The sequence below is a fragment of the Devosia sp. BK genome (genome assembly GCF_032907385.1).
Lineage (GTDB): Bacteria > Pseudomonadota > Alphaproteobacteria > Rhizobiales > Devosiaceae > Devosia.
The window spans coordinates 11965-24170 of sequence record NZ_JAIMBX010000005.1 but is presented as its reverse complement, the minus strand read 5'-3'; the positions used below and the strand labels follow the sequence as shown (position 1 = coordinate 24170).

Annotated in this window: 13 protein-coding genes; 11 read left to right on the top strand and 2 right to left on the bottom strand. The window is 60.7% G+C overall.

Annotation, left to right across the window (positions count from 1 at the left end):
* Nucleotides 1-167 precede the first annotated feature (167 nt).
* Nucleotides 168-608 carry a hypothetical protein gene (locus tag DevBK_RS19370; protein WP_317186656.1) on the top strand — a complete coding sequence of 147 codons (441 nt, stop codon included), beginning with the start codon at nt 168-170 and terminating at the stop codon, nt 606-608.
* Nucleotides 609-630: 22 nt separating this feature from the next.
* Here the strand turns inward: DevBK_RS19370 and DevBK_RS19365 are convergent, their stop codons facing one another.
* Together DevBK_RS19365 and DevBK_RS19360 are read right to left on the bottom strand one after the other, a co-directional pair.
* Complete coding sequence (locus DevBK_RS19365) at nt 631-1284, bottom strand: DsbA family protein (RefSeq protein ID WP_317186655.1); 654 nt, start codon at nt 1282-1284, stop codon at nt 631-633.
* Entirely contained in the window at nt 1281-1670 is a 390-nt protein-coding gene (locus DevBK_RS19360; RefSeq protein WP_317186716.1) for a disulfide bond formation protein B, read from the bottom strand. The genes DevBK_RS19365 and DevBK_RS19360 overlap by 4 nt, the downstream gene beginning before the upstream one ends.
* A 233-nt stretch (nt 1671-1903) precedes the next feature.
* Here DevBK_RS19360 and DevBK_RS19355 point away from each other — a divergent pair, with 233 nt between their 5' ends.
* The 10 genes from DevBK_RS19355 (at nt 1904) to repB (ending at nt 12069) form a co-directional block, all read left to right on the top strand.
* On the top strand, nt 1904-2404 hold the full coding sequence (locus DevBK_RS19355) for a copper chaperone PCu(A)C (protein ID WP_317186654.1): 501 nt from the start codon (nt 1904-1906) through the stop codon (nt 2402-2404).
* Nucleotides 2394-2999: an SCO family protein gene (locus tag DevBK_RS19350; RefSeq protein WP_317186653.1), complete on the top strand. Its 606-nt coding sequence runs from the start codon at nt 2394-2396 to the stop codon at nt 2997-2999. The genes DevBK_RS19355 and DevBK_RS19350 overlap by 11 nt, the downstream gene beginning before the upstream one ends.
* Nucleotides 3000-3128: 129 nt before the next feature.
* Nucleotides 3129-3425, top strand: coding sequence for a hypothetical protein (locus DevBK_RS19345; RefSeq protein ID WP_317186652.1), 297 nt, complete (start codon nt 3129-3131; stop codon nt 3423-3425).
* Nucleotides 3426-3569: 144 nt separating this feature from the next.
* On the top strand, nt 3570-4760 hold the full coding sequence (locus DevBK_RS19340) for a murein L,D-transpeptidase (protein WP_317186651.1): 1191 nt from the start codon (nt 3570-3572) through the stop codon (nt 4758-4760).
* Nucleotides 4757-5053: a heavy-metal-associated domain-containing protein gene (locus tag DevBK_RS21030; protein WP_410494108.1), complete on the top strand. Its 297-nt coding sequence runs from the start codon at nt 4757-4759 to the stop codon at nt 5051-5053. The genes DevBK_RS19340 and DevBK_RS21030 overlap by 4 nt, the downstream gene beginning before the upstream one ends.
* 9 nt (nt 5054-5062) lie before the next feature.
* Nucleotides 5063-6127 (top strand): DMT family transporter, encoded by a 1065-nt coding sequence (locus DevBK_RS19335; RefSeq protein WP_317186650.1) that lies wholly within the window; start codon nt 5063-5065, stop codon nt 6125-6127.
* A gap of 238 nt (nt 6128-6365) precedes the next feature.
* Entirely contained in the window at nt 6366-6830 is a 465-nt protein-coding gene (locus DevBK_RS19330) for a DUF305 domain-containing protein (RefSeq protein WP_317186649.1), read from the top strand.
* Nucleotides 6831-7583: 753 nt separating this feature from the next.
* Complete coding sequence (locus DevBK_RS19325) at nt 7584-9467, top strand: ParB/RepB/Spo0J family partition protein (protein ID WP_317186648.1); 1884 nt, start codon at nt 7584-7586, stop codon at nt 9465-9467.
* A gap of 374 nt (nt 9468-9841) precedes the next feature.
* The gene (gene repA / locus DevBK_RS19320; RefSeq protein WP_291361999.1) at nt 9842-11059 is read left to right on the top strand and encodes a plasmid partitioning protein RepA; all 1218 of its coding nucleotides are present in this window, start codon (nt 9842-9844) and stop codon (nt 11057-11059) included.
* Complete coding sequence (repB, locus tag DevBK_RS19315; RefSeq protein ID WP_317186647.1) at nt 11056-12069, top strand: plasmid partitioning protein RepB; 1014 nt, start codon at nt 11056-11058, stop codon at nt 12067-12069. Before repA ends, repB begins: the two co-directional genes overlap by 4 nt.
* Nucleotides 12070-12206 lie beyond the last annotated feature (137 nt).

The following is a 12206-nucleotide window of genomic DNA, read 5'->3' as shown; positions in this document are numbered from 1 at the left end:
GCATGGTTAGCCTGGGGTAAACTCGCGCCCCCACCTCGGAGAAACGATGTCACGGTTTCGCGAGAACGTGGTGCATTCCATTGCGACTTGTCGAGGAGGTGGCGCTCGATGTCGCAGGTCCACATCTTGCGTTGCATGACGGTCGGCATCCGTGGCAACCTGCGGCCATGAGAACATTTGCCTCGATTTTCGTCATAGCTTTCGCCGGTGTCGTTCTACCGGCCCGGGCGGTCGAGCCTCTAGTCGTTGGCGAGGGCGTGATCGTCGAGGAGGCGTGGGCCCGTTTTGGCGAAGCGGGTGCCACCGAGATCTTCCTGGTGGTGAACAACCGCAGTGCCGGCGAAGCAGTTCTGGGCGTGAAGGTCCCAGGAGCGACGGAAGTACAGGTGATCGGTGCAGCCGGTCGCGCCATCGAAACTTCGATACCGATCCATTCCGAACTGTATATGGAACCGGAAGGGGTCCGCATCGTCGCGACAGGTCTACCGCCTATGTCGACGGTGCCGGTCGAAGTCACGGTAGGAAGCGGCGACCCCGTCGTCATCCAAGCCCAGGTGCTGACGGATGGCCAGGCCGTGCCCGACCATCACGACTACCAGCACGGGTAATCACCACCGAGTGCATCGCTGCTCACTGCGATGCCGCAACCTCGTTCGCGACGAGATCGGCCAGGTTCTGCGGATCGGTCCCGGTCGGCGCTTTGCCGTTGACGAAGAAGGTTGGTGTCTGGACCACGCCCAGCGTTTCCACATCGGACATATCGGTGTTGATGACGCCGAGGATCCCGGGGCGAAGGGCATCCTGACGTGCTGTGGCGACATCGAGGCCGGCTTCGCCCGCGATCTGCCATGCCAGTTCAAGATCGGGATCGCCGTGTGCGGCCCATTCGGGCTGCCGTGCCAGTAGGGCTTCGAGGACAGGGATAAAGAGATCCTGCAGCCGGGCAGTCTCGAGGATTTTTACGGCCTCGTCCGATCCGTCGTGGAACGGTGCATAGCGCAGGACGAGCTTCACCTGGTCGGGATGGCGATCCATGATCTGCTTCACGATCGGATAGTACGCCCGGCAGGCCTCGCAGCTCGGATCGAAGAATTCTGAAATGGTGACCGGGGCATCGACCGGTCCTATGACATAGGAATGGGGTCGGACATAGCCGGCGTCCTCGAAATTGGCCACGATGCGCGAGGCCGGCTGGCTGGGCTGGCCGCCGTAGAAGAATGCGGCCACCCCGAAAACGGCGATGGCGACGATCGCGATGGATATGACGACGATGCGGGAATTCATGCGGGTCTCCTGGTGAGGGGGACGAGAAGGACTGTGATCGCGGCAAAGGCGACGGCTGACAGGAAGGGAATAGGCAGACCGAGCACGACCATGCCGTCTCCCGAGCAGGACGGGCCGGCGCTGCACGGAACAATGGGGGACGGAAGGACGCCGGCGTACATAAGAGAATGATAGGTGGCGATGCAGAGCCCGATCACGGACAGCGGCAGCGCATAACGCCATATGCCGAAGTCCGCGCGGTAGGCGGCAACGCCCAATATCAAGGCGAGCGGAAACATCGCGATGCGCTGGTACCAGCACAACACGCATGGCATCTGGCCCATGACCTCGCCGATGAAGAGCGCCCCGAGCGTCGAAACGCCGGCCACCGTCCAAGCCGCGAACAGAGCGAATGATTGGCCTTTTGTCAGAATAGGTCTCCCTTATCCGGGTGACCGTACGACCTCAAGCCACTAGAGGAGCAAGCGACTTGCTGGATGACCATCGAGCCAAAACGTCGCACGGCGGATGCGTGTGGCTCGCCTCGCCGATTGCCTGCACGATGACGAAATGCCCCATGTGCACGGGGGAAGAGGCCGAGTACCCAGTTGGGAACAGAACCCTTGGATCGGCCTAACCCATGAAGAAGACGTTGTTCGCGACCCTGTTGTTCATCATGTCGCCCATGACTGTCGGTGCCCACGACTTTAATGCCGGCTCCATCTACATCGATCACCCGATGATCCAGGAAGCGCCTCCGAATGCGCCCGTGCTGGGCGGCTACATCATGCTCCAGAACAATGGAGCGGAAGACGACCGCCTTCTAGGCATCGAGAGCGATGCCGTCGAAAAGGTCGAACTGCATCAGACGGTCATGACCAACGACATCGCCAAGATGACGCCCATGACCGAAGGGTTGCCGTTGCCTGCCGGCGCCATCGTCTGGTTGGGCGATGCCGGCACCCACGCCATGTTCATCAAGCCGAACGCTCGGTATCTCGAAGGCGACGAGGTGCCGGCCACTCTGGTGTTCGAGAAGGCGGGACGCATCGACGTGATGTTCAAGGTCGAGAAGAGGACCGGTTCGGATATGGCGCCCGGTCACCAGGGCATGGACATGGGCGAACCCAATGGCCAGTAACCCCGGACGCAACCTGCGCGCCTTCAGGCTGGTCCTCTGGGGGCTGGTCGCCGTCGCGGCGATCGGTGCGACGATGCTCTTCATAAACCGTCCTGGTACGCAGGCAGTCGAGGCATTCTACGCCAGGCCCTTTGAACTGGTCGATCAGGACGGCGCCGTCGTCACCGAGGCGAGCTATCTGGGCAAGCCCTCTGCGTGGTTCTACGGCTTCACGCATTGCCCCGACGTTTGCCCGACGGCGCTGGCCGAAATGTCGGCCATCCTCGAAGCCCTTGGGCCCGATGCCGACAAGGTTCAGGTGGTCTTCGTATCTGTGGACCCCGAGCGCGACACGCCCGAGATCATGAAGGACTACGTCGAGTACTTCGACCCGCGCATCGACGGCCTGACAGGCTCGCTCGAGGGCGTGTCGGCAATGGCGAAGGATCGCTACATCTTCTTCGAGAAGGTGCCCATGGAAGGCGGCGACTACCAGATGGAGCATCAGGCTTCGATTCAACTGGTCGATGCCAAGGGCCAGTTCTTCGGCACCCTCGCCGCCGAGGAGGGCTTCGACGTTCGGCTGGCCAAGGTTCGCCGGCTCATCGGTTCGTGAGGTCGCGAACAGTTGCTCACCGAAAGTCCTGATTGCCGCCCGATTTAACGCTAGGCTAACGATATTCGGCTGCAATGGCCGGACTTCGCGCCGAGTGAAAAATTGATCGTAGGGTTTCGCAGCGGGCTCTTGCCCATCCTGTTCGCCGTGATCGCCTTGCTGCTGAACGTGCAGCAGGCGAACGCTGCCGTGCAGGCTCCGAACACCTCCATCGGCATGATCCACGTCGACCAGCATGCCGAGCAGAATGAGCGTTGTGCCTTGCACGTTGCTGCATGCTGTTCCATGTCGATGGGCACGGTGGCTTTTGCATCCTTCGACATAGCCTATCTGGACTACCGCCCCGCGTTCGACCTCGATGCTGGTTCATCGCCATCCTTTGCGAACCGCCCCTCCGAGCAGTTCCGTCCTCCACGCCAGGTTTGATCCGTCGCCGCGACACCACGCCACCACTGCCATTTGCAGTCGGGCCGGCACGTCGCTCCATGGAACCGAACCTTGTGGACACCAAAGATGAAACGTCGAGATTTTCTCCGCCTGATACCCGCGGGCGTAATAGGCGCCTTGCCGATGACCCAGCCGACCCATGCCCAATCGCTCTGGGATATGATGAACCAGAGCCGCACCCTGACCGACGCCGAGCGGGAGGCGAACAGCGCTGCCGCCATCCAGGCCATCGACACGGTCGAACCGATCCTGTCCTACGACACGGTCAACAACCTGCAGATGGCCATTGCCCAGTACGAACCGTTCGTCGCCCGGGGCGGCTGGGAGCAGGTGCCGCAGGAAACCTATGGCGTCACCATGGGCGTTGCCCGTGATGGGGTCGTCCAGCTCAAGCGGCGTCTGCTTGCATCGGCGGACATGCCGATGGTCGAGAACGTGGACGTTGCCATGGATGCCCCGACCGATGCCGCCCTGCGCCGTTTCCAGGCTCGCCATGGGCTGCAGGTCTCCGGTCAAGTCGACGAGGCCACCTGGTACGCACTGAACGTGCCAGCCGAAACGCGGCTGCGCCAGCTGCAGCTGAACCTGGTGCGGGTCCAGACGATGGCGCAGGCATTGGCCGACCGCTACGTGGTCGTCAACATCCCGGCAGCGTTCATCGAAACAGTAGAAGGCGGCATGGTGGTGCGGCGCCACACTGCCGTCGTGGGGCGCATCGACCGGCAGACCCCCATCCTCAAGAGCCGCATCCACCAGATCAATTTCAATCCGTTCTGGAACGTGCCGGTATCGATCATCCGTCGCGATCTGATCAAGACCATGAACGAGAACCCGAACTACCTCACCGAGCAGAAGATCAGGATCTTCGACGGCGGCGGTCAGGAGCTGCAGCCGAGCCAGGTCAACTGGCAGACCGAGGAAGCCGTGAACTACAGGTTTCGCCAGGATCCTGGGCCGCTCAACTCCATGGGCAACGTCAAGATCAACTTCCACAATCCGCATGCCGTCTACCTGCACGACACGCCGACGAAGGGCCTGTTCGGCGACAACGCCAGGTTCTTTTCGTCCGGCTGCGTCCGTGTCGACCAGGTTCGGGATTTCGTCGGCTGGGTGCTGCGCGACAATGGCGACTGGGGCGACGCCGAGATCGGCAACGTCTTCTCGACCGGTGAGCGCAAGGACGTCGACGTGCGCAGTCCAGTGGAGATCCACACGACCTACATCTCGGCGTGGGCGAATCGGAATGGCGTCGTCAGCTTCCGCGACGACGTCTACGAATTCGACATGGCCGGCAAGGTCAGCTTCGAGGCATGACCGTACCGGACAAGCTGACCTTTGCTATCCACGGCTTGGGGTGCATGGATTGCGTGGCTGCGATCGAGAACGCGGTCATGCCCCTCAGGGGCGTGGCCTACGTCGGGGTCTCGCTGTCCGGCGGGACGATGACGGTTCGGCCCGGCCCCGGATTTGACCTGCCGTCAGTGGTGTCGAGGGTGCAACGCCTGGGCTACGGCGTGGGAGAGGAAGTCGACGCCGACCTGCCAGGCGCTGCAGGATGTCCTTGCCGGACACCTTCCGCGGTTGGCGGCCGCACTCAGGTGCAATAGGTTGGCGCCATGACATCAAGATCATATCTCTGGCCGGGCGTGCCGCTGGCGCTAGGCTCGGCAGTTCTCTTCGGCGCGTCCGCGCCCTTGTCGAAGATCCTGATGGGGTCGGTCGATCCTTGGCTGCTGGCCGGTATCCTCTACTTGGGCGCGGGTGTCGGACTGGCCATCGTGCACTGGGGTCGCCCCCTCATTGGACTGACCTCCCCGGAGGCGCCCTTGCGTCGGAGGGACCTGCCATGGCTTGCTATGGTCGTGATATTCGGCGGCGTGCTCGGACCCCTGCTGCTGATGCTGGGGCTTTCGCAGACCAGCGCAGCGTCCGGTTCGCTGCTGCTCAACCTCGAGGCCTTGGCGACAATGTTCATCGCCTGGGCCGTGTTCCGCGAGAACGTGGATCGCCGATTGCTGCTCGGCGCTGCGGCCATCCTCGCGGGTGCCGTGCTGCTGACATGGACCAACGATGGCCTGAAGTTGGATTCGGGAAGCCTGCTCATTGCTGCCGCTTGCTTGAGTTGGGGCATCGACAACAACCTGACGCGAAAGCTTTCGTCTGCCGATCCGGTGCAGATAGCGATGATCAAGGGACTGGTCGCCGGCACCACCAACCTGGCACTCGCACTTTCCCTGGGCGCCGACCTTCCAGGCATTGAATTCATCGGTGCCGGTGCAGTCCTGGGCTTCCTGGCTATCGGTGTGAGCCTGGTGATGTTCATGCTCGGGCTTCGCCATCTTGGAACCGCCCGAACAGGAGCATACTTTTCCCTCGCGCCTTTCATCGGGTCGGTGCTGGCACTTGCGATCTTTCGCGACCCCATAACGTGGCAACTGGTCGGAGCCGGAATTCTGATGGCCACCGGCCTTTGGCTGCATCTCGCAGAACGCCACGACCATGCACACGACCATGAAGTGCTGGAGCACGACCATGCCCACGTCCACGACGAGCACCACCAGCACACCCACGTGGGCCCGGTGATCGAGCCGCATTCGCACTGGCATCGCCACGAACCGATGCGGCACAAGCATCCCCACTATCCAGACCTGCACCACCGTCATGGTCACAGTCACGGCTAGCCGGACCGGCCAAACCGAGTTTGAGTGAACGACCAAAGGCTACTGCAGACCGGCAAGACCGGTCTTGGGCTGGAAGACTGCTTGATGAACGGAATCGGCAAAAAGTTATTGACCTTGCCATGGTGGGAAGGTCGAGAGTGTCCCTCAGCAGAGCTGACGATGGGTGACGGGTGTAGACTGTCGCCGAAGGCTTCCATTTGACGTCGTTTGGTCATGCTTGGAAATGAAGGAAATCAACATGAAAATCTTCAAGACTGCACTGCTCGCCACCATCGTTCTTACGGGAGCTTCGTCCGTCGCCTATGCCCAGGATGCGGCAGCCGGCCACGACATGTCCGCCATGGGTGGCGATGCCGCTCTGGGGGCAGAGCTGCCAGACATCTGCAAGAGCGCCGAGGGCATGGCAGGCGACATGTCGATGGACAATGCCCATGAGATGGACGAGGCCCACACCGACCTGATGGCCGGCATGGACGTCACCAACAAGCAGATGATGGACGCCATGATGGTCGAGGACATCGACGTGGCATTCGTGTGCGGCATGATTCCGCATCACCAGGGTGCCATCAACATGGCCAAGGCCGAGCTCGAGCACGGCGACAACCAGTGGGCCAAGGACATGGCGCAGAAGGTGATCGATGCGCAGGAGCAGGAGATCGCTGACATGGTGGCATGGTTGGAAGCAGAAGGCGCGAAGGAATAGCTGCAACTGACGGAACGACCACCAACATACCTATTTGAGTTTTCAGGCCGTGCTCTGAATCGAAGTGGCAAACCGCTTCCATGCAGAGCACGGCCTGCTATCCGAGCATAAAACCGAAGCAGGCAGACCGCTCAACACCCGAAGCGGCACGGTCATTGAAGCACCGCTGATTGCGTGCACGTCTTCAGTCCGGGCAAGGACGACATTAAGATTTCCAATCCGCCCTGTGAAACTGTCGGCGATGTTCAGCGGATCACATCCAATGTCTTTGAAGGCAAGCGTGGGCAACTGCCGGAATTATCGAGACCGTGCCTGATAGCGACGACGAATAAAGGCCCCAGTTAGCTTAGCGGCTCAACTACCCCGGGCGCATCCCTGACGGGACCAGGCTCTATTCCGCTACGCTCCACCGAACCCCACGATGGGTTTCGGCCTATCCAGGTCACGATCCTTTGCGCATGGGCGCAGACAAGTCCGCGCCAAAGGCCATACCGTTAGCTCGCTTTAGATCGAGGGGAGAAAGGCGTCGCCTCTCTCCCCTGCAAGAGCTCCAGCGGGGTATCCCCATCCTTCACTCCCGGCCTGCGGCCGTCCATTGCAGGACCTAGCCCCTTCGGGTGGGTGAGCCCCCTCCCCGCCTGCGCCCTTGCCCCCCTCTCACCGTCTCATTGGCGACGCCTAGAGGGCAGAGGCGGGGCCCCTGCCCGATGGGCAAAGGCTAGACCGCTTCGCGGGACCAAAGGAGAGCAAACCATGACCCCCACCGAAATCCAGCCAATCGTGTTGAACAAGCTAGACGCCGATCCCAAGAATGTTCGTAAAACCTATGCTCCCGATAGCGTCGAGAGACTGGCTGCCTCCATCGGCAGCGTTGGTATCCTGCAAAACCTCATCGTCCGTCCCGGCAAGAAAGGCCGCTTCTTTGTCTCTGCCGGTGGCCGCAGACTGGCAGCTCTCAAGCTGCTGCAGGACCGTGGCGCGATCCCGGCAGATCACCCCGTCAATTGTCAGATGCGCGACGAAGACAGCGCAGTCGAAGTGAGCTTAGCCGAAAATGTCATGCGCGAGGCCATGCACCCGCTCGACGAGTTTGAAGCCTTCAAGGCCCTCAGCGATCAGGGCAAGTCTCCGGATCATATCGCATCCCGTTTTGGCGTAACTGAGAACCTCGTGAAACGCCGCCTTGCCCTTGCTAAGACCGCGCCGGAACTGCGCGAATTGTTCCGCTCAGGAGAGATAGAGCTTTCCCAATTGGCCGCCTTTACCGTGGTCGACGATCATGCGCGCCAGTTGGAAGTCTGGAACAATCTTGGCCAGTGGAGCCGCCACAGTGCAACAATTCGGCGCATGCTGCTGGCCGAGCAGACCACAACCGACACGCCCCGCTTTGCCGTCGTTGGAGAGGCCGCATACTTGGAAGCGGGCGGCATTTTACGCAAAGACCTGTTCGATGAGAGCGGCAGCGGGGTTATCGAAAGTCCCGACATACTAGAAGCCTTGTTCGACAACGAGGTGGACGCTGCCAAGGCCAAGCTTCTGGCCGAAGGGTGGGCGTGGGTCGAGTTTTTCGAGGCCCTGCCCCACTGGTATTATGGCTCGGTCCGCGTCTACCCCACCGACACCGAGCTTTCCCCGGATGATCAGGCCGTGCTTGATGGGTTGGAAGCGGAATTGGAAAGCCTTGATTTCGAGGGGTCCACGCTGGACCTGCAGGAACGGGAACTGCGACAGGCCGCGCTCCACGAGCAAATCGAGCAGCTTGACCGCAAGACCAGTGTTTACTCCGAAGCCGATTATCTGACCGCTGGCGCGTTCATCACCATAGGCAATTTTGGGAAATTCCGTATCGAGCGAGGAATGATGTCACGCGGGCCCAAGGAAGAAAGCGCTGAGGCCGAACAGGCAGAGCGCGAGGATGAGAATGAAGTAACAGACGGCAGTGTCGTGGCGAAACCTGCAAAGAGCACCGGGTTGGACGATCTGTCGTTTTCACTGGTCGAGGAGTTGAGCGCTCGCAAAACCGCAGCGCTGCGTGTTGCCCTTGCCAATAACCCGGACGTTGCCCTTGTGACGGTCGTTCATGCCATGCTGCTGCGCGTGGGCTACAGTTACGCGCGGGAACAGAGCGCCGTGCAGGTCAGCGTGACCCCCGAATATCTCAAAGGCTCCATTTCTGATTACGAGGATTACGCTCCGGTCGTCGAGTTCGCCAGCCTGTGGGAAAACCTTGGCCACGCCATTCCCGGCAACCCAAGCGATCTTTGGGACTGGCTGACGGACAAGACCACCGACGAACTGCTGTCCCTTCTCGCGGCTGCCGCTGCCAAAGGCGTCAACGTGGTCGAGAGGAAGTTCTCCGACCGAGGACAGGCGTTCGAGCATGGCAAAGTGCTGAGCCAAGCCCTCGCCCTTGATATGGCCGACTGGTTCACCCCAACCGCTGAGAACTACTTCAAGCGGATCAGCAAAGACCAGATCGCCACGGCTGTAAAACAAGCCATTGGCGATGATGAGGCGACCAAGGTGGCGAGAATGAAGAAGGGTGACGCCGCAGCCTATGCCGAAACGCTCTTTAAAGATCGCCGTTGGCTGCCCCCGCAGCTGCGGGCACACGTTCCACAGGAACCGGCTTGCTGATAGCTCTCCCAAGCCGAGCCGGTCGCGCCTTACGCGACCGGCCTTCGACTACTCCCAAAAATCGCGGTAGCCGCGATCCCCGCATCGAACCGGGATCGCGGCTTTGTCGCCCGCTTTACGCGCGCCAAAAGCGGGGTCATCCGGGCCGAGTCGGCTCAGAGCGAAAGCTGGTGCCACTCAAGGCGTTCGTATGAAGCCGGCGGCATGCGAATTGTCAGCTGACAATTTCGTAAAAAATGCTGCAAAATCAACGTGGTTTCGATTCTGCAAGCTCGCATTAGGAGTCTGTTAACCCAATATTCCTTGACCGCCTGATGGGAGTCGGGTCAATTTGCGGAAAATAACCAGAGTGGCTCTATTTTGCGACTTTCACGATGAAGCCAGTTGTAGCTGCAAATTCCCGACCCCAGGGCGGCCCAGCGTTTGATGAAACGATCTGGGAAGACTCTCAGGCTTTGGGCTCGCAGCTCCAAGTCCTGCGGGAACGTCTGTTTCCGCCTGAGGCTCAAAAAGAGCTCCGCACCTTCTCGACCGCCGAAACTGCAAAACTGATCGGCGTCACCGAAAGCTATATCAGAAACCTGGCGACGGACGAAGCTGGGCCCATCCCGGAAAAGGCTACGACCGGGCGGCGCCGCTATTCCCTGGAACAGGTTCATGCCCTTCGGCAGCACCTGACTAAGGGGAAGACCTCTTACGTCCCTTGGCGCAAGGAGGGCGAACACCTACAGGTCATCGCCGTCACCAACTTCAAGGGTGGTTCGGGCAAAACCACGACGGCCACCCATCTGGCTCAGTACCTTGCGTTGCATGGTCATCGTGTTCTTGCCGTCGATCTTGATCCACAGGCATCGATGTCAGCCCTGTTCGGCTATCAGCCCGAATTCGACGTGGCTGACAACATGACGCTCTATGGCGCCATCCGCTACGACGAGCAGCGCCGGCCGCTTTCTGAGATCGTTCGCAAGACCTATTTCGCTGGTCTCGACTTGGTGCCCGGCAATCTCGAATTGCACGAGTTCGAGCATGACACGCCGCGCGTGTTGTCGAGCGGCACGCAGGACGACGATGGCCTGTTTTTCATGCGGGTCGCGAGTGCCTTGCAGAGCGTGGCTGACGACTATGACGTCGTCGTCATCGACTGCCCGCCCCAGCTTGGCTTTCTCACCATGTCGGCGCTGTGCGCCGCGACGGCCGTCCTGATCACCGTTCACCCGCAAATGCTCGACGTCGCCTCAATGAACCAGTTCCTGGCCATGACCTCGCAATTGCTGGCAGTGGTGCGCGATAACGGCGGCAATCTCAACTATGACTGGATGCGATATCTGGTCACCCGACATGAGCCCAATGACGGCCCCCAGAACCAGATTGTTGCCTTCCTGCGCAATCTTTTCGGAGAGCGCGTGCTGACGCCAATGATGGTCAAGTCGACGGCCATTTCTGACGCCGGCCTTTCCAAGCAGACCGTCTACGAAGCCCCGCGTGAATCCATGAACCGCCAGACCTACGACCGGGCGCTTGAATCGATGGATGCCGTCAACGGCGACATTGAGAAGCTGGTCCATCAGGCCTGGGGGAGGGCGGTCAAATGAAGAAACCCGACGGGCGGGGCAGGGACATTCTGCAGAGTCTGGTCGCCGCAGGCAAGCCGGGACGTCCTGACGATGGATCGACTTCGCATGCTCGGCCCTCTGGAGCCGTCAAGGCCATGAGCCTTGGCCTTGACCGCCTGTCGGCCGAGGCTGCTCAAGCCAAGGTGTTGCGCGAAGAGCTGGCCAGTCGAGAAACGACCCAGGAGCTTGACCCGGCGCTGTTTACTGCCTCGATCGTTTCTGATCGTATTTCTTCGGCGAGTGATGGACGCCTGCAGCAGCTCAAGGCAGCTATTGCCGAAAACGGGCAGCAGATACCTGTCATTGCCCGTCCACACCCGACCGAAGAAGGGCGCTTCCAGATTGCTGCCGGTCACCGGCGTTGGCGCGTGGCTCAGGAGCTTGGGCTCAAGCTCAAGGCCATTGTCCGCAAACTGTCTGACCAGGAAATGGTCATCCTGCAGGGGCAGGAGAATGGGCCGCGCGAGGACCTGACCTTTGTCGAGCGCGCGCGCTTTGCCATGCAGATGGAAACCCACGGTTTCGATCGCGACACGCTGTCGGCCGCCCTCAGCGTCGATAAGCCAGAGATTTCACGTCTGCTCACCGTTGCCCAAGCCCTCGGCGAGGACCTGATCGTGGCCATTGGTCCAGCGCCCAAGATTGGCCGGCCCAGATGGCTCCAGCTCGTCAAAGGCCTCGAGCCCGCCGGCGCCCGCGAGGCGCTCGACGAGGTGTTGGGGTCATCTGACTTTCAAAGCGGGGACAGCGATCAGCGTTTCGCCATGGCGTTGCAGGCCGTCGGGTCAAAGCAGCGAACGGCCAAGCGTAGGCTTGCCTCTCCCGACCGAGTTGCATGGGTTGAAAAGAAGGGGCGCCAAGTCCGCCTTGTCTCCGACAGCCCGGCCTTCGCTAGCTTTATCCAACAACGCCTTCCCGCACTCCTTGAGGAGTTTGCGGGCAGTGCCGAAGCCAAAACAGAGAAACAGTCGAAAGGATCAAGCCGCTGAATATCAAACGCTTTTGGTGAATTGTCAGCTGACAATTAGCACTGGGAGCACATGAAACCGGGCAAAGAAAAAGGCCCCCGAAACGACATTCCGGAAGCCCTTCTCATGAGTGGTATCAAGAGAATCGCACTTCCAGG